General features: G+C 72.8%; 24 protein-coding genes and 1 pseudogene. 18 read left to right on the top strand and 7 right to left on the bottom strand.

Annotated elements, in window-relative coordinates; translation table 11 throughout:
- Positions 1-32: 32 nt before the first annotated feature.
- The gene (locus tag AB0N31_RS13760; protein WP_366058548.1) at positions 33-1,859 is read right to left on the bottom strand and encodes a phosphatidylglycerol lysyltransferase domain-containing protein; all 1,827 of its coding nucleotides are present in this window, start codon (positions 1,857-1,859) and stop codon (positions 33-35) included.
- A gap of 228 nt (positions 1,860-2,087) precedes the next feature.
- On the opposite strand from AB0N31_RS13760, the gene AB0N31_RS13765 reads away from it, so the two are divergent.
- Together AB0N31_RS13765 and AB0N31_RS13770 are read left to right on the top strand one after the other, a co-directional pair.
- Positions 2,088-3,212, top strand: coding sequence for an alpha/beta hydrolase-fold protein (locus tag AB0N31_RS13765; protein WP_366058549.1), 1,125 nt, complete (start codon positions 2,088-2,090; stop codon positions 3,210-3,212).
- A gap of 154 nt (positions 3,213-3,366) precedes the next feature.
- Positions 3,367-4,803, top strand: a complete 1,437-nt coding sequence (locus AB0N31_RS13770) for a hypothetical protein (protein ID WP_366058550.1) — start codon at positions 3,367-3,369, stop codon at positions 4,801-4,803.
- Between the two features lie 142 nt (positions 4,804-4,945).
- Here AB0N31_RS13770 and AB0N31_RS13775 read toward each other — a convergent pair whose 3' ends face one another.
- Positions 4,946-6,280, bottom strand: coding sequence for a PH domain-containing protein (locus AB0N31_RS13775; protein ID WP_366058551.1), 1,335 nt, complete (start codon positions 6,278-6,280; stop codon positions 4,946-4,948).
- Positions 6,277-6,783: a PH domain-containing protein gene (locus tag AB0N31_RS13780; RefSeq protein ID WP_366058552.1), complete on the bottom strand. Its 507-nt coding sequence runs from the start codon at positions 6,781-6,783 to the stop codon at positions 6,277-6,279. The genes AB0N31_RS13775 and AB0N31_RS13780 overlap by 4 nt, the downstream gene beginning before the upstream one ends.
- A 31-nt stretch (positions 6,784-6,814) precedes the next feature.
- Between AB0N31_RS13780 and AB0N31_RS13785 the strand changes: the two genes are divergently transcribed.
- On the top strand, positions 6,815-7,966 hold the full coding sequence (locus tag AB0N31_RS13785; protein ID WP_366058553.1) for an NADH-quinone oxidoreductase subunit D: 1,152 nt from the start codon (positions 6,815-6,817) through the stop codon (positions 7,964-7,966).
- A gap of 10 nt (positions 7,967-7,976) precedes the next feature.
- On the opposite strand, the gene AB0N31_RS13790 is transcribed toward AB0N31_RS13785, so the two are convergent.
- A complete protein-coding gene (locus tag AB0N31_RS13790; RefSeq protein ID WP_366058554.1) occupies positions 7,977-9,005 on the bottom strand; it encodes an SAM-dependent methyltransferase in 1,029 nt (342 codons plus the stop codon).
- 147 nt (positions 9,006-9,152) lie between these two features.
- Here AB0N31_RS13790 and AB0N31_RS13795 point away from each other — a divergent pair, with 147 nt between their 5' ends.
- The 3 genes from AB0N31_RS13795 (at position 9,153) to AB0N31_RS13805 (ending at position 11,820) form a co-directional block, all read left to right on the top strand.
- A complete protein-coding gene (locus tag AB0N31_RS13795) occupies positions 9,153-10,358 on the top strand; it encodes a sensor histidine kinase (RefSeq protein WP_366058555.1) in 1,206 nt (401 codons plus the stop codon).
- A gap of 67 nt (positions 10,359-10,425) precedes the next feature.
- Positions 10,426-11,097 (top strand): response regulator transcription factor, encoded by a 672-nt coding sequence (locus AB0N31_RS13800; RefSeq protein WP_366058556.1) that lies wholly within the window; start codon positions 10,426-10,428, stop codon positions 11,095-11,097.
- Between the two features lie 90 nt (positions 11,098-11,187).
- Entirely contained in the window at positions 11,188-11,820 is a 633-nt protein-coding gene (locus AB0N31_RS13805; RefSeq protein WP_366058557.1) for an AAA family ATPase, read from the top strand.
- Positions 11,821-12,160: 340 nt separating this feature from the next.
- On the opposite strand, the gene AB0N31_RS13810 is transcribed toward AB0N31_RS13805, so the two are convergent.
- Together AB0N31_RS13810 and AB0N31_RS13815 are read right to left on the bottom strand one after the other, a co-directional pair.
- Positions 12,161-13,267, bottom strand: a complete 1,107-nt coding sequence (locus AB0N31_RS13810) for a DUF5937 family protein (protein WP_366058558.1) — start codon at positions 13,265-13,267, stop codon at positions 12,161-12,163.
- 105 nt (positions 13,268-13,372) lie between these two features.
- Positions 13,373-14,629 carry a beta-eliminating lyase-related protein gene (locus tag AB0N31_RS13815; protein ID WP_366058559.1) on the bottom strand — a complete coding sequence of 419 codons (1,257 nt, stop codon included), beginning with the start codon at positions 14,627-14,629 and terminating at the stop codon, positions 13,373-13,375.
- A 173-nt stretch (positions 14,630-14,802) separates the two neighbouring features.
- Between AB0N31_RS13815 and AB0N31_RS13820 the strand changes: the two genes are divergently transcribed.
- The 10 genes from AB0N31_RS13820 (at position 14,803) to AB0N31_RS13865 (ending at position 23,082) form a co-directional block, all read left to right on the top strand.
- Positions 14,803-15,732 (top strand): DUF2520 domain-containing protein, encoded by a 930-nt coding sequence (locus AB0N31_RS13820; RefSeq protein WP_366058560.1) that lies wholly within the window; start codon positions 14,803-14,805, stop codon positions 15,730-15,732.
- On the top strand, positions 15,729-16,721 hold the full coding sequence (panC, locus tag AB0N31_RS13825) for a pantoate--beta-alanine ligase (protein WP_366058561.1): 993 nt from the start codon (positions 15,729-15,731) through the stop codon (positions 16,719-16,721). Before AB0N31_RS13820 ends, panC begins: the two co-directional genes overlap by 4 nt.
- On the top strand, positions 16,718-18,430 hold the full coding sequence (locus AB0N31_RS13830; protein WP_366058562.1) for an L-aspartate oxidase: 1,713 nt from the start codon (positions 16,718-16,720) through the stop codon (positions 18,428-18,430). The genes panC and AB0N31_RS13830 overlap by 4 nt, the downstream gene beginning before the upstream one ends.
- 5 nt (positions 18,431-18,435) lie before the next feature.
- Positions 18,436-19,425 (top strand): carboxylating nicotinate-nucleotide diphosphorylase, encoded by a 990-nt coding sequence (gene nadC / locus AB0N31_RS13835; RefSeq protein ID WP_366058563.1) that lies wholly within the window; start codon positions 18,436-18,438, stop codon positions 19,423-19,425.
- Positions 19,426-19,440: 15 nt separating this feature from the next.
- Positions 19,441-20,238: a type III pantothenate kinase gene (locus AB0N31_RS13840; RefSeq protein WP_366058564.1), complete on the top strand. Its 798-nt coding sequence runs from the start codon at positions 19,441-19,443 to the stop codon at positions 20,236-20,238.
- A 197-nt stretch (positions 20,239-20,435) separates the two neighbouring features.
- Positions 20,436-21,140: a hypothetical protein gene (locus tag AB0N31_RS13845; RefSeq protein ID WP_366058578.1), complete on the top strand. Its 705-nt coding sequence runs from the start codon at positions 20,436-20,438 to the stop codon at positions 21,138-21,140.
- A 76-nt stretch (positions 21,141-21,216) separates the two neighbouring features.
- Positions 21,217-21,396, top strand: a complete 180-nt coding sequence (locus AB0N31_RS13850) for a hypothetical protein (protein ID WP_366058565.1) — start codon at positions 21,217-21,219, stop codon at positions 21,394-21,396.
- Positions 21,397-21,554: 158 nt separating this feature from the next.
- On the top strand, positions 21,555-21,977 hold the full coding sequence (locus AB0N31_RS13855) for a BlaI/MecI/CopY family transcriptional regulator (RefSeq protein ID WP_366058566.1): 423 nt from the start codon (positions 21,555-21,557) through the stop codon (positions 21,975-21,977).
- A gap of 9 nt (positions 21,978-21,986) precedes the next feature.
- A complete protein-coding gene (locus AB0N31_RS13860; protein ID WP_366058567.1) occupies positions 21,987-22,520 on the top strand; it encodes an amino-acid N-acetyltransferase in 534 nt (177 codons plus the stop codon).
- Between the two features lie 226 nt (positions 22,521-22,746).
- On the top strand, positions 22,747-23,082 hold the full coding sequence (locus AB0N31_RS13865) for an Lsr2 family protein (RefSeq protein WP_366058568.1): 336 nt from the start codon (positions 22,747-22,749) through the stop codon (positions 23,080-23,082).
- On the opposite strand, the gene AB0N31_RS13870 is transcribed toward AB0N31_RS13865, so the two are convergent.
- Positions 23,061-23,741 (bottom strand): SCO3374 family protein, encoded by a 681-nt coding sequence (locus tag AB0N31_RS13870; protein ID WP_366058569.1) that lies wholly within the window; start codon positions 23,739-23,741, stop codon positions 23,061-23,063. The two genes, AB0N31_RS13865 and AB0N31_RS13870, sit on opposite strands and share 22 nt — an antisense overlap.
- A 430-nt stretch (positions 23,742-24,171) precedes the next feature.
- Between AB0N31_RS13870 and AB0N31_RS13875 the strand changes: the two genes are divergently transcribed.
- Entirely contained in the window at positions 24,172-26,697 is a 2,526-nt protein-coding gene (locus tag AB0N31_RS13875; RefSeq protein ID WP_366058570.1) for an ATP-dependent Clp protease ATP-binding subunit, read from the top strand.
- Between the two features lie 36 nt (positions 26,698-26,733).
- Positions 26,734-26,827, top strand: a pseudogene (locus AB0N31_RS13880) (NAD(P)(+) transhydrogenase (Re/Si-specific) subunit beta); the annotation flags it as partial.

Raw genomic sequence — 26,827 nt, forward strand, 5'->3', positions numbered from 1 at the left:
CTTGCGGTTCGCTCCCTCCCGCGGGGGTCCGCCTACGCCGCCCGTACGTCCCTGTCGGCCACCGTGCGCTCGGCCACCATGTGGGCACACGCGCGTGCCGCGGACGTACGGCCGCGCAGGAAACGCGGCAGGGGCAGGGCGAGGGTGACGAAGCCCTCCGCCTGCATGGCGGCGAAACCGATGCGGGGCAGGTCGGCGGAGGCGCGGTAGACGACGAACCGGGGTTCCCAGCGGGGCTGGAACTTGGCGTTGAACTTGTACAGCGACTCGATCTGGAACCAGCGGGAGAGGAAGACCAGCAGTCCGCGCCAGGCGCGCAGCACCGGGCCGGCGCCGATCTTCTCGCCGCGGGCCAGCGCCGAGCGGAACATCGCGAAATTGAGCGACACGCGCGCGATGTCGAACTTGGGGGCGGCCTGGAGGGCGGCGACGATCAGGAGTTCGTTCATGCCCGGGTCGGCCGAGCGGTCGCGTCGCATCAGGTCCAGGGAGGCGCCGTCCGGGCCCCAGGGCACGAAGTGCAGGATCGCCTTGAGGTCGCCGTAGGGACCCGGTTCGACGTCGGCCTTGTGGGCGGTGGCGATCAGGCAGTCCCCGTCGGTGGGATCGCCGATGCGGCCGAGTGCCATGGAGAAGCCGCGCTCGGTGTCGGTGCCGCGCCAGTCCTCGGCGGCGCGCCGGATCCGCTCCAGTTCGCCTTCGCCGAGGTCACGGACACGTCGGACCCGGGTCTCGTAACCGGCGCGTTCGATGCGCTTGACCATCTGGCGCACGTTGCGCATCGCGCGGCCGGCCAGCGAGAAATCCGCGACGTCCACCACCGCCTCGTCGCCCAGTTCCAGGGCGTCCAGTCCGGTCTCGCGGGTCCACACCTCACCGCCGGTCTCCGAGCACCCCATGACGGCGGGCGTCCAGGAGTGGGCCCTGGCCTCGTCCATGAAGCGCTCGATGGCGCCGGGCCAGGCCTCCACGTCGCCGATGGGGTCGCCGCTGGCGAGCATCACGCCGGAGACGACGCGGTAGGTCACGGCCGCCTTGCCGCTGGGGGAGAAGACGACGGCCTTGTCGCGGCGCAGCGCGAAGTGGCCGAGCGAGTCCCGGCGGCCGTGCTTGGCCAGCAGGGCGCGCAGTCGGACCTCGTCCTCCTCGGTGAGGCGCGCGGCCGGGTGCTCCGGGCGGAAGGCGAGGTAGACGGTGGTGATGGCGGTGAGCAGGCCGAGGGCACCCAGGGAGAAGGCGACCGTCCAGGAGGCGTTGCCCTGGTAGTCGACCGGGCCCTCGAAGCCGAAGAGGCCGTACAGGACGTGGGTGATGCGGTCGGCGAGACTCGGGTCGCCGATCATGCGCCGCGGATGGGCGTTGACGATGACGAGGCCCAGGCCGAGGGAACCGGCGCCCATGAGGACGAAGTTGGCCAGCGCGCGCCAGCGGCTGCGCGGGTCGGGCAGGGCCGCGAACTGGTCGCGGTGGCGCAGGAGCGGCACCAGGAGGGCGACGGAGATCAGCGCGCCGACGAGCGAGTGCCGGTAGGTGAACTGGGCGACGGCGCCCGCCGGGAGGAGGGCGACCGCCGCGCGCCACGCCCTCCGCTTGCTGCGCTTGAGGCCGTGCGCGAGGAGCAGCAGCAGGACGCCGGCGCTCAGCGACAGCGCCGCGGCGAACGGGCCGAGCGCGCCGGGGAGCACCTCGGCCATGGTGTGCATACGGCTGTGGCGGAACCGCGGGAAGACCCCGGCGGCGACGTCCAGCAGACCCACCAGGGCGCAGGCCCGGCCGACGAGGGCGGGTACGGCCTCGGGGCGCGGCCCCCTGATCAGCTGCCGCACCCGGCTTGATCGATTCGGAACCCCGACCGACATTTCCTCATCTTCCCTGACAGACATCGCATCCCGTAGTTCCGCGAGAGACTTTGAAATCCGGTGCCGATCGGGCATCCGGCGACATTGCGCCCTCTAGGACGGTGTCTCGGGGGGAGAGGTTCACTCATCTCTTCAAAGCCGCCGGAAAGGCCAGGGAAAGTCCGGGACAAGCCCTCGCGGGGAGCGGGGTCACGGGAACCCGGACGGAGAGCGCAGGCAGGAACACCGATGGGTCTCACGAGCACAACCGTGCTGCTGCTGGCGGTTCTGTCCGCCTTACTGCTATTCGTCGGCACCGTGTGGCAGTGGCCGCGGCTGGCCGGGCGGGGCTGGCGGGCCGTCGGCGCGCGCGTCGCCCTGCTGCTGGCCACCCAGCTGGCCCTCTTCGCGTCCGTGGGGCTCGCCGCGAACCAGGCCTTCGGGTTCTACGCCAGCTGGGCGGACCTGTTCGGCCAGGAGACCGAGCAGGGCGTCGTCGTCGACCACGCGGGCGGTGGGCCGCTGCGGGTGGTCGACACCCGGCGCGTGGAGGGCGGCGGCGGGCGGCCGGAGTTCGGCGGCCAGATCCAGAAGGTCGCCGTCGACGGCCGTACGACGCGCATCGCCTCGCCCGCCTTCGTGTACCTGCCGCCGGAGTACTTCGACCCGCGTCACAGCACGCGCACGTTCCCGGCGGCCGTCGTCCTCACGGGCTACCCGGGCACGGCGGAGGCCCTCGTGGACAAGCTGGACTACCCGCGCACCGCGCGCGGGCTCGCCGAGGACGGCCGCATGCAGCCGATGATCCTGGTGATGATGCGGCCGACGGTGGCGCCGCCGCGGGACACGGAGTGCGTGGACGTCCCCGGGGGGCCGCAGACCGAGTCGTTCTTCGCCAAGGACCTGCCCGCCGCCCTGGCGGCCCACTACCGGGTGAACAGGGGGCCCGGCAGCTGGGGGGTCATCGGGGACTCCACGGGCGGCTACTGCGCGCTGAAGCTGGCGATGCACCACCCCGAGGTCTACGGGGCGGGCGCGGGCCTGTCGGCGTACTACAAGGCGCCGAGCGACCCGACGACCGGTGACCTCTTCCACGGTGACGCGACGCGGCGCGACGAGGCCGATCTGCGGTGGTTCCTGAAACACCGGCCAGCGCCCGACACCTCGCTGCTCGTCACCAGCAGCAAGATCGGAGAATCCAACTACAAGGCCACGCTGAAGTTCATCGAACTGGCGAAGGCGACGCACCGGACGAGGATCTCGTCGATCATCCTCGAAAGCGGCGGGCACAACTTCAACACCTGGCGGCGCGAGATCCCGCCGACCCTGGAGTGGATCAGCGGGCGGCTGGGCGGGGGGCCGAGCGGCCGGTGACGTCGGCGGACCGCCCGGTCGACCGGAAATGATCTTGATTTCCGGGGAATTCGACGACCGGTCGGTTTCCTGATGTCCCGTGAAGACTTCGCTATGGCTGTGTTTTTACGGGGCGGGGCGCCAACATTCGCCTACGCGCGGTAAGTTTCTGGCCATGCCACGTGGACGTCACCGCCATTCCCCACCTTTGCACCGGCTGCTGCCTCCTTCGGCGATCGCAGGCGTCTCCCTCGTCTGCGCCCTGGGCCCCTGGGTGTTCACGGAGCCGCTGGTGCTCCGAGGTCTGGCCGCCGCCGCGGCGGCGACGGCGGTCGCGAGCGCGTTCGTCATGCGCCGCTGGGACATCCAGGCCGGCAAGCAGGTGGCCGACCTCACGCGCGCGCGTGCCGGCGACGAGTGGCGCCACGAGGAGCGGGTCGCCGAACTGGAGAGCGATCTCGAGGAGTCGCGCGAGCTGCGCGTCAAGCTGGAGCAGCGGCTGCGGGCCAAGCGCGCCGAACTGGCCGGCCTGCGCAACGAGCACGCGTCCCTGCTGCGCCGTTACGCCACCGCGGAGACCGAGCGGGCGAGCGCCCTGGAGGGCCGCCGCCTGCTCGAGATAGAAGGCTCCGTCCCGTCGCTGGCGCTGCCGCCCGCGCGGGCCGCGCAGGACGACACCGCGGAGACGCGCGAGGACGCCGTCGAGACGCGCGAGGCGGCCGAGGACGACGACGTCACGGAGGCCGTGGAGGCCACGGAGTCCGAGGCGGCCGAGGCGTCCGGGACCGCGAGCACGGACGCCGGCTCCGTCCAGGACGAGCCGCGGGCCCCCGCGGTCTTCTCCCCGTCCGGGTCCAAGCTGTTCCTGCGGGCACAGGCGGCGTTGGACCGCTTTGGCGCCGACGGACCGGATCCGGTGAAGAGCGCGGCGGCCGGCGACGAGCCCGCCGAAGCGGAGCCCGCCCGGGCCGCCGCCCCCGCCGAGTCCGGCGGCGACGCGGAGGCCGCGCGGGAGGACGAGGCCAAGGGGAAGCCCGAGGCGGTCGACGAGCACGCGCGCGCGACCGCCGCCCACCTGACCGCCGAGGCGAACGGCACTCCGCAGGGGACGGAGGCCGCCCCGCGGGAGGCCGCCCCGGAGGAGCCCGCCGCGCGGACGCGGACCGAGGACGTCCCGCCCGCCGGGGCGACCGAGGCGGCCGAAGCCCCGGAAGCCCCGGAAGCCCCCGTGGGGGCCCCCTCCGCCGACACCGGCGCGCTCGTCCCGCGCCCAGCCGCCCCCGCGCAGCGCCCCTCCGGCCACTTCACGGTCCCGACCGCCGTCGCCGTCGTACCGGCCGCGCAGCCGGTACGGCGTCCCACGGCCGGGGGCGGTTTCGACTTCTTCGGTACGCAGAAGGAGCCGGCGTCCGCCGCGCTGGAGGCCGTGCAGAACGAGGACCTCGCCGACGTCGTCGGCCAGGAGGCGCTCGCACTGCACAAGGCCGAGGCGGAGGCGGAGTTCAAGCCGGCCGACGAGCACGCGCGCGCCGTCGGCCAGGTCATCGACCTCACCGAGCACGACGAGACCGAGCAGATCGACGTCCAGGGACTGCGCAGCGCCGCCTCCTGAACGCCCGGCGGTCCTCGGGGCGCGGCCCGACGGCTGACGGCCCGGAAGCCCGGCGGTCCGAAGGCCCGGTTCCGTCCGGCCCGTCACGCCCTCCGGCCCGTCACGCCCACTCGGGCGCGGCGGGCCGCGGCGTGTCCGGCGGTCACGCCATCCACCGCTCGGACCGCGCGTCGCGGCGCCCGGTCCGGGACCGGTCCGCCTGGCCGCGCAGCAGCTCTGCCGCCTCCTGTGCGTCCCGCAGCCGCGCCGTCACCGTCTTGTTCGCTCCCGTGTCCACATGGACGTCGGCGAGCCGCCACAGCCGCTTCCAGGGCCCCTGGGACAGGCGCACGCTCTGCACCTTGGCGTGCGGCACGAGCGCCACGCTGCGGCGCAGCAGCCCGTGCCGGGCGACGAACACCGTGTCCGCGACCGTGATGCCGTAGCCCCGCCACCACAACGGGACGCACCGGCCGGCCCGCCGCGGCGGCCGGGACGGAGCGGCCGACGCGGGCACCTGCGCGCCGGGCAGCACGCGCGCGATGACGGCCTCGGCCGCCGCGCGCGGGGCGACGGGCACCAGCACGGAGTTGGCCGAACCGGCCACGTCCAGCTCCACCCGCACCCAGTCGCGCCGCCGCCACAGCAGCGGTTCGACGACGCGCACCGTCTGCACGCGGCCGGGCGGCACCGTCTCGTGCGTGCGGTCGAGGAGGCCGTGGTCGATCCGCAGCCCGTCCGGCGACTCGCCGACCGTCCAGTCGTACTCGCCGACGAACCGCCCGGCGCTGCGCGCGCCCGCCGCGCCCAGCAGCGGCACACCGGTGGCGAGGACCGTCCACACGCTGTGGGTGACCAGCCACAGGACCGGGGGCACGACGAGCGCGGCGGCGAGCGCGCCCCAGGTGGCGCCGGTCAGCATCAGCGCGACCGCCAGTTCGCGCGGCGGCACCCGCAGCAGCTCGCGCGCGGGTGCCTCCCCCACCTCGTGCGCCGTCTCGGGCGCGAAGCCCGCCGCGCGCGCGAGCAGCTCCGCGCGCAGGGCGCGCGCCTCCGACTCGTCGAGGAAGGCCAGTTCGTCCTTCCTGTCGGCGCCGACGACGTCGAGCCGGAGCTTCGCGACGCCCGCGATCCGCGCGAGCAGCGGCTGGGTGACGTCGACCGCCTGGAGGCGTTCGAGCCGGATGTGCGCGGTGCGCCGGAACAACAGGCCGGTGCGGATGCGCAGTTCGCTGTCCGTCACCGAGAAGTGCGTGAACCACCAGGACAGGAACCCGTAGAGCGAGGCCGCCGGCACGACCACCGCGAGCGCGATGACCAGGGTCGTCGTGGTCAGCCGGGTCAGCTGCTCCTGCGCCTGGTTCGGATCGTGCGCCGCCCACCCGACGACCACGGCGACGGGCGCCCACGCCCGCCGGAACGGCGTCACGGGATGCAGTCGCCGCTCGACGACGACCCGCTCCGGCCGTACGCCCTCCTCGACGCCCGGCGCCGTCACAGCCCCGCCGATCGGGCCTCGCCCAGCGCGGTCAGCCGGTCCCGCAGCCGTTCGGCCTCGGCCGGGTCCAGCCCCGGGATCGTCGCGTCGGTCGCCGCGGCCGCCGTGTGCAACTGCACGCTGGCCAGCCCGAAGTGCCGCTCGACGGGACCGGAGGTCACCTCCACGAGCTGCATCCGCCCGTACGGCACGACCGTCTCCGCGTGCCAGAGCACGCCCCGGCTGATCAGCAGGTCGTCCGCCCGCTCGGCGTACCGCCAGGAGCGCCAGTTGCGGGCGAGTCCGGCCCAGCCCCAGACGGTCCCCGCCAGGGGCAGCAGCGCGCACGCGGCCCACGCCGGGCCGGCGAACAGGCCGAGCAGCACTCCGACGGCCACCGTGGCCGGCCCCAGCCACACCACCAGCAACAGCCTCCGCATGCGCAGCAGGCCCGGCGGCAGCCCGGTCCACCGCGGCTCGGCCTCCGTCGTCGTCCCGGCGTCCGTCGTGCTCCCCGTCTCCATGCGGCCAGCGTACGTAGGGGAGACTGGGTCCATGACTCCTACGACGGAGACCACGGTCGGGATCGGCGGTGCCGCGGAGAGCACCGACATGGTGCTCAACATCGGCCCCCAGCACCCCTCCACGCACGGCGTGCTGCGGCTCAGGCTGGTGCTGGACGGCGAGCGCATCCAGCAGGCCGAGCCGGTGATCGGCTATATGCACCGCGGCGCGGAGAAGCTGTTCGAGGCCCGCGACTACCGCCAGATCATCATGCTGGCCAACCGCCACGACTGGCTGTCGGCGTTCTCGAACGAGCTGGGCGTGGTCCTCGCCGTGGAGCGGATGCTCGGCATGGAGGTGCCCCCGCGCGCGGTGTGGACGCGGACCCTGCTCGCGGAGCTGAACCGGGTGCTCAACCACCTGATGTTCCTGGGCTCGTACCCGCTGGAGCTGGGCGGGATCACGCCGGTCTTCTACGCCTTCCGCGAGCGCGAGGTGCTCCAGAACGTCATGGAGGAGGTGTCCGGCGGGCGCATGCACTACATGTTCAACCGCGTCGGCGGCCTCAAGGAGGACCTTCCGGCCGGCTGGGCGTCCCGCGCGCGCGGTGCCGTCGCCGCCGTGCGTTCGCGCATGGACGTCTACGACGACCTCGTGCTCGGCAACGAGATCTTCCGGGGCCGCACGCGCGGGGTGGGCGTCCTGACCCCGGCGGCCGTGCACGCGTACGGCGTGAGCGGGCCGATCGCGCGTGCGTCCGGCGTCGATTTCGACCTGCGCCGCGACGAGCCCTACCTCGCGTACGGCGACCTCCGGGACACCCTGAAGGTGGTGGGCCGGACCGAGGGCGACTGCCTCGCCCGCTTCGAGTGCCTCCTGGAGCAGACGCACAACGCGCTCGACCTTGCGGATGCCTGCCTGGACCGCCTCGGGGACCTGCCGCCCGGCCCGATCAACCAGCGGCTCCCGAAGGTCCTCAAGGCGCCCGAGGGGCACACGTACGCGTGGACCGAGAACCCCCTCGGCATCAACGGCTACTACCTCGTCAGCAAGGGCGAGAAGACGCCGTACCGGCTGAAGCTGCGGTCGGCCTCCTACAACAACATCCAGGCGCTCACCGAGCTGCTGCCGGGCACGCTGGTCGCGGACATGGTGGCGATCCTGGGGTCGCTGTTCTTCGTCGTCGGGGACATCGACAAGTAGGCCGCGCGGCTCACTCGGGGGCCGGGGGGCGCGGACCGAGCGGGTGGGGGACGCCCACCGGCCGGAGAAGCCATCCGAAGTCCCCGAGCCCGCCCCGCGCGGTCAGTTCGGCCGCCTCCCCGGCTCCGGCGAGGGCCCGCACGTACGCGGCGGGGTCCGTGGAGGCGAGCGTGAGCGCCGGGCGGTCGCCCGCCACCCCGAGGGCGCGCAGGGCGGCGCGTTGGCGGAGGACGAGCGGGCGCTCGGGCGTGTGCGCCGGGGTGCACGCCTGCGCACACGCATCCAGTGCCACGTGCGCCGTGATGTCGCACGTGCCGTCCGGGACAGGAGCCGTCTCGCGGCCCTCCCGGAAGCCGGTGAGGGTGCCGAACGGAGGCCGCGCCCGCGCCGTGTGCGCGTAGTCCACGGCCACCGCGAGCCCCCGTGCCACGCGGGAGACGGCGGCGGCCCAGGCGCGGTCCCGGGGCAGCCCGATCTCCGCCCGCAGCCCCTCCTCGCCCGGCAGCGGCCACCACCGCGCGAGCCACTCCGCGTCCGCCCCGGACACCGGCTCGCCGAGCCGCTCGGTCCCGTCGTCGCGGACCAGGACCAGCCGGGGCACGCCCTCGGAGTCGACCTCGGCGACGTCCACCGGCACGTTGTCCAGCCACTCGTTGGCGAACAGCAGGCCGGTGACCTGCGGCGGGGGCTCGGGCAGCCAGGTGATCCGGGGGGCCAGGCCCGCCGGACGGGCGGCGACCTCGACGCCGTACGCGCGCGTGCGGGCGGCCACGTCGGCGGGCAGGGCGTCGAGCACGCCCGTGACCAGTTCGCCGCGACCGGCGGCCATGTCGACGAAGTCGAGCGACGCGGGCCGGCCCAGGGCCTCGTCGACCCGGCACAGCAGCCGGGCCACGGCCAGGGCGAAGAGCGGGGAGGCGTGCACGGACGTGCGGAAGTGCCCGGCCGGGCCCTCGGGACGCAGATAGAAGCCGTGCGGTCCGTACAGGGCGTCCTCGGCCGCCGCCCGCCAGCCGCGCCAGCCGCCGGCGCCCGTCACCGTTTCGACCCCCGGATCGTTTCCACCACCGGATCAGACTAGGCGCACAGGTGATCACGGTCTCCACCTTGCGGAGTACGCGCGCCGGGCCCGGATCGGTCCTCCGGTTGACCCCTGCACGCATCCGGCTTCCCTACTCTGGGTTACGTGCAGCGCCTCTACGACTTCCTCCGCGGACACCCGACCCTGGTCGACGGCTTCTGGGCCCTCGTCCTGTTCGGGATCTCTGTGGTGGCCGGAACCACCTCCGGCCAGAACCACCAGGGGACGGACTCCCTGGCGCTGCTCGTGCCGATCGCGCTCCTGCTGGGCCTGGTGATGGCGCTCCGGCGGCGCATGCCGGAGCGGATGCTGCTGCTGGCCGGCGCGCTCGGCCTCGCCCAGCTCGTGCTGGACGTCGCCACGACGGCCGCCGACTTCGCCCTGCTGGTGATCGTCTACACGGTCGCCGCGACGGGTGCCCGCTGGGCGTCGCGGCTCGCGCTGGGCATGGGCCTGGTCGCCGCGACCCTGGCACAGCTGCGCTGGCCGAACGAGCAGACGAGCATGGCGGGCAACATCGCCGTAGTCGTCTTCCAGACGGTTCCGTTCGCGCTGGCCTGGGTGCTCGGCGACTCCATGCGCACCCGCCGCGCGTACTTCGCCCAGCTCGAGGAGCGCGCGGCGCGACTGGAGAAGGAGCGCGAGGCGCAGGCGAAGGTCGCCGTCGCCGCCGAGCGCGCCCGGATAGCGCGCGAGCTGCACGACGTCGTCGCGCACAACGTGTCGGTGATGGTGGTGCAGGCCGACGGCGCCGCCTACGTCCTCGACGCGGCGCCCGACCAGGCCAAGAAGGCCCTGGAGACGATCTCGTCCACCGGCCGGCAGGCCCTCGCCGAGATGCGCCGCCTGCTGGGCGTCCTGCGCACCGGCGAGCATCAGGAGGGCGGGGAGTACGTCCCGCAGCCGGACGTCGAGCAGATCGAGGACCTCGTCCAGCAGTGCCGCGGTTCCGGTCTGCCCGTGGACTTCAAGGTCGAGGGCACCCCGCGGCCCCTGCCCAGCGGCGTCGAGCTGACGGCGTACCGGATCGTGCAGGAGGCGCTCACCAACACGCGCAAGCACGGGGGGCCGGACGCGGGCGCCAGCGTGCGCCTGGTCTACTTCGACGACGGTCTCGGCCTGCTGGTCGAGGACGACGGCAAGGGCGCCCCGCACGAGCTGTACGAGGAGGGCGGCGCCGACGGCCGGGGCCACGGCCTGATCGGGATGCGGGAGCGGGTCGGCATGGTCGGCGGCACGCTGGACGCCGGTCCCCGCCCCGGCGGAGGATTCCGCATCAGCGCGCTGCTCCCGCTCAAACCGGCGCACTGACGCCGGCGCACCGGCATCGGCGCACGCCCGGTGCCGACACCTGCCACCACCCACGGAAGAGGACTCGATGACGATCCGCGTGATGCTCGTCGACGACCAGATGCTGCTGCGCACCGGGTTCCGGATGGTGCTCGCCGCCCAGCCGGACATGGACGTCGTGGCGGAGGCGGGCGACGGCGTCGAGGCCCTCCAGGTGGTGCGTTCCACCTCTGTCGACGTGGTGCTGATGGACGTGCGCATGCCCAAACTGGACGGCGTCGAGGCCACCCGGCGCATCTGCTCGGAGCCGGACCCGCCGAAGGTGCTGATCCTGACCACCTTCGACCTCGACGAGTACGCCTTCTCCGGACTGAAGGCGGGCGCCTCCGGTTTCATGCTGAAGGACGTGCCGCCGGGCGAACTGCTCGCCGCGATCCGTTCCGTGCACAGCGGTGACGCGGTGGTCGCGCCCTCCACCACCCGCCGTCTCCTCGACCGGTTCGCGCCGATGCTGCCCAGCGCGGGCAAGGAGCCCCGGCACAAGGGGCTGGAGCGGCTCACCGAGCGGGAGCGCGAGGTCATGATCCTCGTCGCCCAGGGGCTTTCCAACGGGGAGATCGCGGCGCGGCTGGTGCTGTCCGAGGCGACCGTCAAGACCCACGTGGGGCGCATCCTGACGAAGCTCGGGCTGCGGGACCGGGTGCAGGTGGTGGTCCTGGCGTACGAGACGGGGCTGGTGCGGGCGGGGGGCCACGGCTGAGCGGGACATGTGCGCCGCCGCCTCCCCGGCAGCACACGGATCACCGCCGAACGCGCCCCGCGCACGCTTGACAGGCTCTAGGGTCGGCGCATGCTCCTGTGGATCAACGGTCCCTTCGGGGGCGGCAAGACACAGACCGCACACGAGATCCGGCGCCGGCTGCCGGGCAGCGTCGTCTGCGACCCCGAACTCGTCGGATTCGGGCTGCGCCGCATGCTGCCGCCGGACCTGCGGGGCGACTTCCAGGACCTGGTGTCCTGGCGGCGGGGTGTCGTCGAGGTCCTCGACCTGGCGCTCCGCGAGCACGACGGCGTGGTGATCGCCCCCATGACGGTCACCGACCCGCGCCACTTCGCCGAGACCGTCGGCCGACTGCGTGAACTGGGGCACGACGTGCACCACTTCACGCTCCTCGCCGAGCGGGAGACCGTGCTGAAGCGGCTGCGCGAGCGCAGGCCGGGGCGCCTCCTGCGGTTCTTCGCCGGGAGGAACGCGGCTGTGCGCGGGGACAGTTGGGCCGTTCGACGGCTCGATCACTGCCTGGAGCGGCTGCGCGAGCCGGAGTTCGCCGAACACCTGTGGACGGACCACACGAGCGTGCCGAAGACGGCCGACCGCATCGCCGTCCTGGCCGGGCTGACGCTGCGGCCGAACACGGACGGGGCGCTGCGCACGCAACTGCGCCAGGCGCGGGTGGGCCTGAAGCACATCCGGTTCGACTGAGGGCCGGCTGCGGCGGAGGCCGCCCGGTCGCCCCTCCCGGGAACAGGGCCGACGGGCTACGGTGACGGCGTGAAACTGCTTCCGGGACGGAGCACGCCCGCCCGCTGGACCGCGTGGTGGGCCGTCATGACGCCGGCCTTCTGGCTCCTGGGCCGCGTCGGGGGCCAAGGGCCGAACCTCCTGGGGTGTGCCGCGACCGCCGTCCTCGCGATCCTCGCGGGAGAACTCGGCGACGGCCTGCGACGCCGCCGGGCGAGGAGCCGCGCGGCGAGGACGCCGGCGGGCCCCGGCGGCTCCGCGGGCCGACGCCCTGCCGTCCAGGAACGGCGAGGCGCCCGCCCTACCTGAGGACCCCCTCCAGGAAGTCGCTGCCCAGCCGGGCCACCCTCGTCACGTCGAGCTGGTGCAGCACGTACCGGCCGCGCCGACGGGTGGTGATCAGGCCCGCCTTCTTCAGGACGGCCAGGTGCCGCGATATCTCGGGCGCCGTCATGCCGTGCACCTGGGCCAGCTCGCTCGTGGTGTAAGCGCTGCGGGCCAGATGGCGGCAGATCCGCATCCGGACGGGGTGGGACAGGGCCGTCATCCGCAGGGCGAGCTGCTCGACCGACGGCGGCGAGGCCGGCTCGGGGGAGCCGACGGGGTAGTGCAGCACGGGCTGCCAGCCGCTGCGGTGCAGCACGCTGAGGTGGGGCCAGCCGAGGCTGGTCGGCACCAGGAGCAGCCCGCCGCCCGCGGTGACCGTACGGCCCTTGACGAGTTTGTCGACCTCGATCCGGTCGGCCGCCTCGTCCAGGCTCAGGACGGGGGACACCGCCGCCAGGGCCTCCGCCAGTCCGCGGTGCCGCAGCAGTTCCGTCTTGTGCCGGGCGTCCGCCGTCAGCTGGTGGCTCAGTCGTGACCAGACCTCCGCGAAGAACGCCTCGTCGCAGTCCTCCAGGAAGCGCCGCAGCCACGCGCGCACGCTGGGCGGGTCGTCCAGCAGCCGCTGGGTGAACCGCACCTGCCGGGGACCGCGCGAGGCGGCCACCTCCAGGGCCCGCCGCCGCACGCGCTCGTCCGTGAGCACCAGCGGTTCGTAGGAGCCGTAGGCGATCACGCAGGTGAACTCCAGCGCGGCGTCCACGAACTGCTCGTCCGTCAGCTTGTCGAGGAGGTCCAGCTCCTCGGCGAGCGTCCCGCGCGGCAGTGTGCTGCGGCCCGGGATGCCGGCGTACGGCAGGAAGAGGTCCGAGAACGTCGACCGCCACAGGAAGTCGGCCTCGCACATCCGGTCGGCGAGATGCGGGTCCAGGCGCGCGGCGACACCCGTGACCCAGCCCTGGAGGCCCGGATGGTGCCCCGGCTCGGACAGCGCGTGCAGCGCCATGCCGAGCTCGGCGAGGGGGGACGGCACGATCGCGACCCTCTCCGGCCGCAGCCCCGCGATGTCGATGCTCACGCTCATGCCCTCATGGTGCACCCCGCCACCGACAACGCCGTCGACGGGCGACGGGCGCCGTCGATCGGCGCGGCGCATGCCGAGCCGGTCCCCGAGGGCACCGGCCGACGCCTATCCGTCCACCCGTCCCCGCGCCGCGCCGTCCTCCTCCCTCAGCCGGGCCACGAAGTCGGCGACCGCCGTCCGTACGTCCCCGGCGCTCCACTCCAGACCGGGGGCGCGCACGTCGACCTCCGTGACGGCCAGCCCCGGTACGGGCGCGTCCCAGGCGCGGGCGAAGAGCAGGGTCCCGGTCTCCTCGGCCGTGCGGATCGCGGCCTCGGCGACGACGTCGGCGTCGTACGGCAGCCACACCTGGAACTCGTTGGTGTGCGGCACCTCGGGGTGCACGCGCGACCACGACAGCCCGGCCGCCGCGAAGCCCTCGGCCAGCGCGGCGGCCACCACGCGCGCGTGACGCACGTACGAGGGCAGGCGGGGCAGTTCGCGCTCCAGGCCGAGCAGTGCCGACAGGGCGGTGGGGAACTGCTGGAAGACCATGCCGCCGTAGCGGTGACGCCAGGTCCTCGCCTCCTCCACCAGGGTGCTCGGGCCGGCCAGCGCGGCGCCGCCGAAGCCGTCGAGGGACTTGTAGAACGACACGTAGACGCTGTCCGCGAGCCCGGCGATCTCGTCGAGCGGCCGGCCGAGATGGACGGCCGACTCCCACAGGCGTGCGCCGTCGAAGTGCACGACCGCGTCCCGCTCGCGTGCCGCCTCGACGAGTTCGGTCAGCTCCTGCCAGGACGGCAGGACGTGTCCGGCGTCCCTGAGCGGCAGTTCGAGCATCAGCGCCCCGAAGGGCTCCTCGCAGTCGCGGACCTCCTCGGCGGTGGGCTGACGGGGCTCGTCGGTCAGCCGGACCGGGCGCAATCCACTGACCTGGCTGAACGCGGCGCGTTCGTGCACCTCCGGGTGGGCCTTGCCGTGCAGGGCGACGGCCGGGTTCCCGGTGCGTCCGGCCCAGCACCGCAGGGCGACCTGCTGCGCCATGGTGCCCGTCGGGAAGAAGGCGGCGGCCTCCTTGCCGAGCAGCCGGGCGACCTCGGCCTCCAGGGCGGCGACGACGCCGTCGCCGTACGCGTCCACGGATTCGTCCAGGTCGTACACCTCCCCGGCCGCGTCCAGGAGGGCGAGCCGCTGGCGGATCGTGCTCTGGAGACCCGAGCGCGCGAGCACCCGCCGCGCGCTGCGGGCCACGCGCCTTCGCCGTTCCCAGCGCCGCCTGCGCCGTTCGTCGTCCGACACCGGCTCCGACTCCGGCTCCGTCACCGGGCCGGACGGCTCCTGCTCGTACGCCCGCGGGGGCTGATCCGCCGTATCGCTCATGCCGTGGATCATTTCGCGCGCGTGGCCGCACGGGCACCCGATTTCCGTGCCGGAGGGAAAGTGCGGTTACCCACAGCCTGTGGACGACCGGGGCCCTCGGCAACCGATCGCGTTAACATGACGAGAAATCGTCCGGTACCCAGAGCGGACTGGAACGGGAAGGCCGCCGTCGCGTGAGTACAGTCCAACAGCCAGACCCCAGGGACCGCCCCGCGCGGCTCACCGTCGGCGTCGTCGGCGCCGGTCGTGTGGGCCCCGCTCTCGCCGCGTCCCTCCAGCTCGCCGGGCACCGGCCGGTCGCCGTCTCCGGCGTCTCCGACGCCTCCCGGCGGCGCGCCGCGACGATGCTGCCGGACGTCCCCCTCGTCACCCCCGCCGAGGTCCTGCGGCGCGCCGACCTCGTGCTGCTGACCGTCCCCGACGACGCCCTCCCCGGCCTCGTCGAGGGCCTCGCCGAGACCGGCGCCGTCCGCCCGGGGCAACTGCTCGTGCACACCTCCGGCCGGTACGGCGCGCACGTCCTGGACCCCGCCCTGCGCGCGGGCGCGCTGCCGCTGGCCCTGCACCCGGCGATGACCTTCACCGGTACCGCGGTGGACGTCCAGCGCCTGGCCGGCTGCTCCTTCGGCGTCACCGCGCCCGACGAACTGCGGCTGGCCGCCGAGGCCCTCGTCATCGAGATGGGCGGCGAACCGGAGTGGATCGCCGAGGAGAACCGGCCGCTCTACCACGCGGCCCTCGCCCTCGGCGCCAACCACCTCGTCACCCTGGTCGCCCAGTCGCTGGAGCTCCTGCGCGCGGCCGGTGTCGAGGCCCCCGACCGGATGCTCGGCCCGCTGCTGGGCGCCGCCCTGGACAACGCGCTGCGCTCCGGCGACGCGGCGCTCACCGGCCCCGTCGCGCGCGGCGACGCGGGCACGGTCGCCGCCCACGTCTCGGAACTGCGCAGGCACGCCCCGCAGAGCGTCGACGGCTATCTGGCGATGGCCCGCGCGACGGCCGACCGGGCCCTCGCCAGCGGCCTGCTCAAGCCGGAACTCGCCGAGGACCTCCTCGGGGTGCTCGCCAAGGGGACCGACGGTGCCGAGGGAGATGCCCGATGACCACGACCCTGCTGCGCACCGCGGATGAACTGCACGCACGCACGCGTGCGGGCCGCCGCGCCGTGGTGATGACGATGGGCGCCCTGCACGAGGGTCACGCCACCCTCGTCCGCACCGCGCGCGAGATCGCCGGACCGCGGGGCGAGGTCGTCGTCACGGTCTTCGTCAACCCGCTCCAGTTCGGCGCGGGCGAGGACCTCGACCGCTACCCGCGCACCCTGGACGCCGACCTCAAGATCGCCGAGGAGGCCGGTGCCGACGTCGTGTTCGCCCCCTCCGTCGACGAGGTCTATCCCGGCGGCGAGCCCCAGGTCCGCGTCAGCGCCGGCCCGATGGGGGAGCGCCTGGAGGGTGCCGCACGCCCCGGGCACTTCGACGGCATGCTCACCGTCGTCGCCAAGCTGCTGCACCTGACGCGCCCCGACGTGGCCCTGTACGGGCAGAAGGACGCCCAGCAGCTCGCCCTGATCCGGCGCATGGTGCGCGACCTCAACTTCGGCGTCGACATCGTCGCCGTCCCGACCGTGCGCGAGGACGACGGCCTGGCCCTCTCCAGCCGCAACCGCTACCTGTCACCGGCCGAGCGGCGCACCGCGCTCGCCCTGTCCCGGGCCCTGTTCGCGGGCCGTGACCGGCACGCCGCGCAGGAGGCGCTGCGGGCACGCGCGCGTGAGGTGCCCGCCACCCGCGCCCGTGCGGAGGCGCTCAGCGCCCTGGGCGAGTCCCGCGCGGCCGCCGACGCGCACGCCGTGGCCAAGGCCGCCCCCGGCTCCGTGGCCGCCGTCCGGGCCGCCGCCCGCACGGTCCTGGACGAGGCCGCGCGCATGGTCCCGCCGCTGCGACTGGACTACCTCGCCCTCGTCGACCCGTCCGACTTCGGCGACATCGAGGACGACTTCACCGGCGAGGCGGTCCTCGCGGTCGCCGCCCGGGTCGGCACGACCAGGCTGATCGACAACCTCCCCCTCACCTTCGGAGCCGCCTCGTGACCAGCACAGGCATACGACTGCACGCGCCCGCGCCCGGGTGGTCCATCTCCGCGGACGTCGTGGTCGTCGGTTCCGGGGTGGCCGGCCTCACCGCCGCCCTGCGCTGCGAGGCCGCGGGACTGACGACGGTCGTCGTCACCAAGGCCCGCCTGGACGACGGTTCCACCCGCTGGGCGCAGGGCGGCATAGCCGCCGCGCTCGGCGAGGGCGACACGCCCGAACAGCACCTCGAGGACACGCTGGTGGCGGGCGCGGGCCTGTGCGACGAGGACGCGGTACGCCTCCTCGTCACCGAGGGCCCCGACGCCGTACGGCGGCTCATCGAGACCGGCGCCCACTTCGACGAGTCCGAGGGAGGCGGCCTGGAGCTGACCCGCGAGGGAGGCCACCACCGCCGCCGCATCGCGCACGCGGGCGGTGACGCGACCGGCGCGGAGATCTCCCGCGCGCTCGTCGAGGCGGTCCGCGCGCGCGGGCTGCGCACGATCGAGAACGCGCTCGTCCTGGACCTCCTCACGGACGCCGACGGCCGCACCGCCGGTGTCTCCCTGCACGTCATGGGGGAGGGCCAGCACGACGGCGTGGGCGCCGTGCACGCGCCCGCGGTGGTCCTCGCCACCGGTGGCATGGGGCAGGTCTTCTCCGCGACCACCAACCCGTCCGTGTCGACGGGCGACGGCGTCGCGCTGGCGTTGCGCGCGGGCGCGGAGGTCTCCGACCTGGAGTTCGTGCAGTTCCACCCGACCGTGCTGTTCCTCGGTCCGGACGCGGAGGGCCAGCAGCCGCTCGTCTCCGAGGCGGTGCGCGGCGAGGGTGCCCACCTGGTCGACGGCAACGGCGCGCGCTTCATGCTGGGGCAGCACGAGCTGGCCGAGCTGGCGCCCCGGGACATCGTCGCCAAGGGCATCATGCGCCGCATGCAGGAGCTGGACGCCGAGCACATGTACCTCGACGCCCGCCACTTCGGCGCCGAGATGTGGGAACACCGCTTCCCGACCATCCTCGCCGCCTGCCGGGCGCACGGCATCGACCCGGTCACCGAGCCCGTCCCGGTCGCCCCGGCCGCCCACTACGCCTCCGGCGGCGTGCGCACCGACTCGCACGGCCGGACCACCGTGCCGGGCCTCTACGCCTGCGGTGAGGTCGCCTGCACCGGTGTGCACGGCGCGAACCGGCTCGCCTCCAACTCCCTCCTGGAGGGCCTCGTCTACGCCGAGCGCATCTCCGCCGACATCGCGGCGAGCCGGTCGGCGGACGGCCTCCCCGCGCGCGTGCCCGCGCCCGTCGAGCACCCCGGCAGGCCCGCGCACCCCCTCCTCGCCCCCGAGGCCCGGTTCGCCATCCAGCGGATCATGACCGAGGGCGCGGGCGTCCTGCGCTCCGCCGGCTCCCTGGAGAAGGCCGCCGAGCACCTCCAGCGGCTGCACACGGAGGCCCGCGACGCCCTCGACGAGAACGGCAAGACCGCCGAGCCCGGCGTCGACACCTGGGAGGCCACCAACCTCCTGTGCGTGGCGCGCGTCCTGGTCGCCGCCGCCCGGCTGCGCGAGGAGACCCGCGGCTGCCACTGGCGCGAGGACCGCGCCGAGCGCGACGACACCGACTGGCGCCGCCACATCGTCGTACGGCTGAATCCGGACCGGACGCTCGCCGTGCACACCACCGATACCGCAGACTTCCCCCCGACCCGGCAGCAGCAGGAGCAGTGACAGAAGTGAGCACCCCCGAGGACCTTCCCCTCGTCCAGAGCGGCGGCTGCGGCGACGGCTGTGCCTGTGGCACGGACGCCGACCTCACCGACGAGGAGTACCTGGAGTGCGGGCTGGATCCCGCGCTCGCCCAGCTCCTGGCCGACGCCGGGCTCGACCCGGTCGAGGTCGAGGACATCGCCAACGTCGCCATCCAGGAGGACCTTGCCCACGGCGTGGACGTGACGACGGTCGCGACCATCCCCGAGGACGCGGTGGCCACCGCGGACTTCAGCGCGCGCGAGGCGGGCGTGGTGGCGGGCCTCAGGGTCGCCGAGGCCGTCCTCTCGGTCGTCTGCACGGACGAGTTCGAGGTCGAGCGGCACGTCGAGGACGGAGACCGCGTGGAGGCCGGGCAGAAGCTGCTGTCGGTCACCACGCGCACGCGTGACCTCCTCACCGCCGAGCGCAGCGCGCTGAACCTGATGTGCCGCCTCTCCGGCATCGCGACCGCCACGCGCGCGTGGGCGGACGCCCTGGAGGGCACCGGGGCACGCGTGCGCGACACCCGGAAGACCACGCCGGGCCTGCGGTCGCTGGAGAAGTTCGCCGTGCGCTGCGGCGGCGGCGTCAACCACCGCATGTCGCTGTCCGACGCGGCGCTGGTCAAGGACAACCACGTGGTCGCCGCGGGCGGCGTCGCCCAGGCCTTCCAGGCCGTGCGGGAGGCCTTCCCGGACGTGCCGATCGAGGTCGAGGTCGACACCCTGCACCAGTTGCGCGAGGTCGTGGAGGCCGGCGCCGACCTGATCCTGCTGGACAACTTCACGCCCGAGGAGTGCGCGGAGGCCGTCGGTGTGGTCGGCGGGCGCGCACTGCTGGAGGCCTCCGGCCGGCTCACCCTGGACAACGCCAAGGTGTACGCCGACACCGGTGTCGACTTCCTGGCCGTGGGCGCCCTGACCCATTCCTCGCCGATCCTGGACATCGGCCTGGACCTGCGAGCGGCGGAGTAGGAGCGGGATCCGGCCATGCTGCTGACGATCGACGTAGGGAACACGCACACCGTGCTCGGCCTGTTCGACGGGGAGGACATCGTCGAGCACTGGCGGATCTCGACGGACGCCCGCCGCACGGCCGACGAGCTGGCGGTCCTCCTCCAGGGCCTGATGGGCATGCACCCCCTCCTCGGGGTGGAGCTGGGCGACGGCATCGACGGCATCGCCATCTGCGCGACGGTCCCGTCCGTCCTGCACGAGCTGCGCGAGGTGACCCGCCGCTACTACGGCGACGTCCCCGCGGTGCTCGTCGAGCCCGGTGTGAAGACGGGCGTACCGATCCTCTTCGACAACCCCAAGGAGGTCGGCGCCGACCGCATCATCAACGCGGTCGCCGCCAACGAGCTGTTCGGCGGCCCGGCGATCGTCGTGGACTTCGGCACGGCGACCACGTTCGACGCGATCAGCGCGCGCGGGGAGTACGTCGGCGGCGTCATCGCGCCCGGCATCGAGATCTCCGTCGAGGCCCTGGGCGTCAAGGCCGCGCAGCTGCGCAAGATCGAGGTCGCCCGCCCCCGCAGCGTGATCGGCAAGAACACGGTCGAGGCGATGCAGTCCGGCATCGTCTACGGCTTCGCCGGCCAGGTCGACGGCGTCGTGGGCCGGATGGCCAGGGAACTGTCGGAGGACCCCGACGACGTGACGGTGATCGCCACGGGCGGGCTGGCGCCGATGGTGCTGGGCGAGTCCTCGGTGATCGACGAGCACGAGCCGTGGCTGACGCTGATCGGGCTGCGCCTGGTGTACGAACGGAACGTCTCGCGGATGTGAGCGGGTGGGCGGGCGCGTGAGGGCGGGGCGACCCGGCCGGAGCGGCCGCCCGCCCCGGCGGAACCGTCCGTCCGACCCGGTGCGACGTGTGTCCGACCCGGGGGAACAGGGCGCGCCACGCCCACTCCTTATGTCGAGTTTGTCTGATTAGCGCGTATCGTCGCCGCATGCCCACGCCCTACGGATCCCGCGGCGGCATGGTGTTCGGTGCGGAGGAGCTGCGTGTGCTCCGCCGTGCCCTCGCCCTCGCCCTCCACCCCGGTCCCGCCTCGGCCGAGGACGTCCAGGACTGCCACCGCCTCGCCGCATCCCTCGACGAGGCCGTGCGCGAGACCGCCCGGCTGCGGGCCTTCCTGGTGTCCGACCTCGCCCGGTACCGCGCCGCCCTCCCCGGCACCGCCGCCGGATACCTCACGCTCCTGGAGGAGGTGCTCGGCGCCGGTCACCGGCCCGAGGCCGACGACCTCGCAGCCCTGCGCGCCCTGCGGGGGAACCCGAAGGCGGCCGCCCTCCTGGAGCGCTGCCAGGCCCTCGCGGAGCAGGACGTACGCGCCCGCCTGGCCCGTCGTGCGGTCCGCCGGGCGGTACCGGCCGCTCCCGTGGTGCCGGCGTCCCGTACGCGCCTCCTGGCCCTTCCCGGGGGCCGTGGCGCGGCCACGGAGGAGGCCGGCCCCCACCGCCTGGCGGTCGCCGCCGAGGAGCCGACGCCGCGGCCCGCGCGGAAACCCGCCGAGAAGCCGGCCCCGCCCGCTCCCGGCCCCGTCCCCGTGAAGCCGCAGGAGCCGGAACCCTCCCGCCGGCCCGTCCCCACGCCGGGCGAGGTCTTCCCGCGGCGCAAGCCCGTCCCGCCGTCCTCCGCCTCGCCGTCCACCGGCCCCCGGGAGCGGCTCGCCGTCGGCTGAGCGGACACCGCCGACACGATCCGCGGTAGCGCGACCCCGCCCCGATGTCCCGTTCCTCCCTGGCTACCCTGGATCCATGGACTATGTCTCCGCGCTTCTTCCCCCCGTCGTCATGGCCGCCTTCTTCATCGGCTTGATCAGGGTGATCGTGAAGACCCAGGGCGGCACCAACAAGGCCAAGGAGGACGCGGCCGTCGACGCCGCCCTCGCGCGCGCGGAGAGCACGCGCCGGCCCGCCGCGAACACCGAGGCCTGACCGCACGCAGGTCCTCGCACGTCCCCCGCGCGCCCCTCGGGCGTACGGCCCCCATCGGGTGCCGTACGCCCTTTTTGTTCGCTCTTGTCGAAGAAAGTGCACGTCCGGCACGCGATTGACGCGCTCTCCCACTATTGTTCTGAGTTGTGCCTCGCCCCTTGGGAGAACTCGAAGACGCGGTCATGACGCGGGTGTGGAAGTGGAACCGCCCGGTCACCGTTCGGGAAGTCCTGGAAGACCTTCAGAAGGAACGGTCCATCGCCTACACCACGGTGATGACCGTTTTGGACAATCTCCATCAGAAGGGCTGGGTGCGCCGCGAGGCGGAAGGCCGGGCCTATCGATATGAGGCGGTCTCCACGCGTGCCGCCTACGCCGCCGCCCTGATGAACGAGGCCTGGTCGCAGAGCGACAACCCCGCCGCAGCTCTCGTCGCCTTCTTCGGGATGATGAGCGACGAACAGCGCCATGCCCTGAGCGACGCGGTACGCATCGTCCAGGGACCCGAAACTTCCGAACGCCCGGAAGCCGGGAGTGCGCGGGAGAACCCCGGGTCCCCGACGGAGGCCGACGGGCGATAGCGTCCGCTCATGTCAGCACAGAGCCCTGAAGTCAGCGCTAAAGCCATCACCGTCCGCCGGGCCCGGACCGGCGATGTCCCCGCGGTACGTCGTCTCCTTGACGCGTACGTCCGCGGCGGCATCCTGCTCGACAAAGCGACGGTGACCCTTTACGAGGACATCCAGGAGTTCTGGGTCGCCGAACGCGACGACAACGCCGAGGTCGTCGGCTGCGGCGCGCTGCACGTGATGTGGGAAGACCTCGCGGAAGTCCGCACGCTCGCGGTGAAGCCCGGCCTGAAGGGCGCCGGCGTCGGTCACCAGTTGTTGGAGAAGTTGCTGCAGACCGCACGCTGGCTCGGTGTTCGCCGGGTTTTCTGTCTGACCTTCGAAGTGGACTTCTTCGGCAAGCACGGCTTCGTGGAGATCGGTGAGACGCCCGTCGACACCGACGTCTACGCGGAGCTACTGCGTTCCTATGACGAGGGCGTCGCGGAGTTCCTCGGTCTCGAACGAGTGAAACCGAACACCTTGGGCAACAGCCGGATGCTTCTGCATCTGTGATCGCCGGGTCCATTACGGCGGAGTCGCCTTGCCCGGGTGCCCTATGTCCGAAACGCGCACGTTTCCGTGCGGGGGACGGGCGGTCGGTCTCTCCCGAGGGTTTGTGTTTTCCCGGCAAAAGCGGTTTGCTTTCCGGTGTACTGCAGTACTGCATATATCAGGGGGCGGCGAAACGGCGGAACGCCGCAGACCCCCGGCCCTCACGTTATCGATGAAAGGAAATCCGGTGGCACAGAAGGTTCAGGTCCTTCTTGTCGACGACCTCGACGGTGGCGAGGCCGACGAGACCGTGACGTTCGCGCTGGACGGCAAGACGTACGAGATCGATCTCACGACTGCCAATGCCGACAAGCTGCGCAGCCTTCTCGACCCGTACGTGAAGGGCGGTCGGCGCACCGGAGGCCGTGCCTCGGGTGGACGCGGAAAGACGCGCGCCGCTGCCGGTGGCAGCCAGGACACCGCTCAGATCCGCGCGTGGGCGAAGGAGAACGGCTACGAGGTCAACGACCGCGGCCGTGTTCCCGCGACCATCCGCGAGGCCTACGAGAAGGCCAACGGCTGAGCGCAGGCGCGTCGCAGCCGGACACGGTGACAGTGCGTCGCCAGGGTGTCCACCAAGCGCACCAGGTCGGGGGCGCCCCCAACGCCCCCCAAGGCCGACATCGTCGGCAGCGAGGCCTCGACCTCGCACCCTCCGACGGGGGGCCGCATCCACACGGCGGCCCCCTGCAGCGCTGTTCCGGGACGCGTCCCGTCCGGCGGCAGGGGCGCCTCGAAGGCCCCGCCCGCGCCGGTCGCCGTCAGATCCGGCACCAATGCGTCCCACTCCAGCCACCGCAGGATTCCCGGCAGCTCCTCCGCGCTTCCCGCCGCCACCAGCAGCCTCATCCGGTCGCCTTGCACGGCCACCGGCGAACCCGGCGCCAGGTGCCGCAGCGCCGGGTGGCCCGCCTCGGCCGGCACGTCCAGGACGTCGAAACGCAGGCCCACCCGAAGTCGTACCGGCTCTCCGGGCACCGTGGCCCACCCCAGTTCGTTCTCGTACCAGCCGCGGACGCTCTCGGCCGGACGGTCCGGATCGAGCGCCTTGCAGGAAAGGGGGACCGTGGATGCCGCAGCGGCGGCCGGGGACGCGGTCGCCGGAGGGGGCGCCGCGGAGGCGTCCGCGGCGGCGGTGGAAGGTGCGGTCCGGGACGCGGGCGGAGGGACGGGGCCAACCATGCCGAGTGCAACGGTCCCGAAGCCTCCCGCGTTACGCTGGGTTCTCGCGCAAGAGCGCAGAGTGTCGACACGGGGGCGTGCGGGGGTGCCGGGAGGCGCAAGGTTGTTCGCCCGTAGCGGAGGGAATGGGCGCCCACGGCATGGAGTGTCGGTCCCAGCGGGTAAGACATCCCTAGTGGGAGGGGGCGACACGCAGGAAAAGGGAGTCTCACGTTCGCCATCGGCGTACTGGCGACTGGGGTAACTGTCTGGCCTGCGGGAACATCGTCTCGCACCATCGGGTTGGAGCAGATGTCGGCGTTCGGGGTCAGGAGGCCATCGACGGTGTCGGCAGTTGGAATGAGCGGTCCCCGCTTGCGGGACTAAGCTGCGGAAGGACAGGGAGGGGAAGTTCCCTTCACTGCCTGACCGCTCTGAGGAGCGATTAACGATGTTCGAGAGGTTCACCGACCGCGCGCGGCGGGTTGTCGTCCTGGCTCAGGAAGAAGCCCGGATGCTCAACCACAACTACATCGGCACCGAGCACATCCTCCTGGGCCTGATCCACGAGGGTGAGGGTGTCGCCGCCAAGGCCCTTGAGAGCCTCGGGATTTCGCTCGAGGCGGTCCGCCAGCAGGTGGAGGAGATCATCGGCCAGGGCCAGCAGGCCCCGTCCGGGCACATCCCCTTCACCCCCCGTGCCAAGAAGGTCCTGGAGCTGTCGCTCCGCGAGGCCCTTCAGCTGGGCCACAACTACATCGGCACGGAGCACATCCTGCTCGGCCTGATCCGTGAGGGCGAGGGCGTCGCCGCCCAGGTCCTGGTCAAGCTGGGTGCAGATCTCAACCGGGTGCGGCAGCAGGTGATCCAGCTGCTCTCCGGCTACCAGGGCAAGGAGACCGCCGCCGCCGGCGGGCCTGCCGAGGGCACGCCCTCGACGTCCCTGGTCCTCGACCAGTTCGGCCGGAACCTCACCCAGGCCGCTCGTGAGTCCAAGCTCGACCCGGTCATCGGGCGCGAGAAGGAGATCGAGCGGGTCATGCAGGTGCTGTCCCGCCGTACCAAGAACAACCCGGTCCTGATCGGTGAGCCCGGCGTCGGCAAGACCGCCGTCGTCGAGGGCCTCGCCCAGGCCATCGTCAAGGGCGAGGTGCCCGAGACCCTCAAGGACAAGCACCTCTACACCCTGGACCTCGGCGCGCTGGTCGCCGGCTCCCGTTACCGCGGTGACTTCGAGGAGCGCCTGAAGAAGGTCCTCAAGGAGATCCGCACCCGCGGCGACATCATCCTGTTCATCGACGAGCTGCACACGCTGGTCGGTGCGGGTGCCGCCGAAGGCGCCATCGACGCCGCTTCGATCCTGAAGCCGATGCTGGCCCGCGGTGAGCTCCAGACCATCGGTGCGACCACGTTGGACGAGTACCGCAAGCACCTGGAGAAGGACGCGGCCCTCGAGCGCCGCTTCCAGCCCATTCAGGTCGCGGAGCCGTCGCTGCCGCACACCATCGAGATCCTCAAGGGTCTGCGCGACCGGTACGAGGCGCACCACCGCGTCTCCATCACCGACGAGGCGCTGGTCCAGGCCGCCACCCTGGCCGACCGGTACATCTCGGACCGCTTCCTGCCGGACAAGGCGATCGACCTGATCGACGAGGCCGGTTCCCGGATGCGCATCCGCCGGATGACCGCGCCGCCGGACCTGCGCGAGTTCGACGAGAAGATCGCCGGCGTCCGCCGCGACAAGGAGTCCGCGATCGACTCGCAGGACTTCGAGAAGGCCGCCTCCCTCCGCGACAAGGAGAAGCAGCTCCTGGCCGCCAAGGCCAAGCGCGAGAAGGAGTGGAAGGCCGGCGACATGGACGTCGTCGCCGAGGTCGACGGCGAGCTGATCGCCGAGGTCCTCGCGACCGCCACCGGCATCCCGGTCTTCAAGCTGACCGAGGAGGAGTCCTCGCGTCTGCTGCGCATGGAGGACGAGCTCCACAAGCGGGTCATCGGACAGAAGGACGCCGTCAAGGCGCTCTCGAAGGCGATCCGCCGTACGCGTGCGGGCCTCAAGGACCCGAAGCGTCCGGGTGGCTCGTTCATCTTCGCCGGCCCGTCCGGTGTCGGTAAGACCGAGCTGTCCAAGGCGCTCGCCGAGTTCCTCTTCGGTGACGAGGACGCGCTGATCTCCCTCGACATGTCGGAGTTCAGCGAGAAGCACACGGTGTCGCGTCTCTTCGGTTCCCCGCCCGGATACGTGGGTTACGAAGAGGGCGGCCAGCTGACCGAGAAGGTCCGCCGCAAGCCGTTCTCTGTCGTCCTCTTCGACGAGGTGGAGAAGGCCCACCCGGACATCTTCAACTCGCTGCTCCAGATCCTGGAGGACGGCCGTCTGACCGACTCCCAGGGCCGGGTCGTGGACTTCAAGAACACGGTCATCATCATGACGACCAACCTCGGCACGCGGGACATCTCCAAGGGCTTCAACCTCGGCTTCGCCGCCGCGGGCGACACGAAGTCCAACTACGAGCGCATGAAGAACAAGGTCTCGGACGAGCTGAAGCAGCACTTCCGGCCCGAGTTCCTCAACCGCGTCGACGACGTGGTCGTCTTCCCGCAGCTGACCCAGGGGGACATCCTCCAGATCGTCGACCTGATGGTCGGCAAGGTCGACGAGCGCCTGAAGGACCGGGACATGGGCATCGAGCTCTCCCAGTCCGCCAAGGAGCTGCTGTCCAAGAAGGGATACGACCCGGTGCTGGGTGCGCGGCCGCTGCGCCGCACCATCCAGCGCGAGATCGAGGACACGCTCTCGGAGAAGATCCTCTTCGGCGAGCTGCGCCCCGGTCACATCGTGGTCGTGGACACCGAGGGCGAGGGCGACGCCAAGACCTTCACCTTCCGGGGTGAGGAGAAGTCGGCCCTGCCGGACGTCCCGCCGATCGAGCAGGCGGCCGGTGGCGCGGGTCCGAACCTGAGCAAGGACGCCTGACCTCCAGGGGTCGAGCACAAGAGAGGGGCCGCCCCGCACCTGGTCGCCTCGATCGGCGGCGGCGACATGCCGGTCGTCGTCTCCATGCTGAACAGCTACTCGGGCTGGGCGGCGGCCGCGGCCGGCTTCC

The sequence above is a fragment of the Streptomyces sp. NPDC051051 genome (genome assembly GCF_040682975.1).
Taxonomy (GTDB): Bacteria; Actinomycetota; Actinomycetes; order Streptomycetales; family Streptomycetaceae; genus Streptomyces.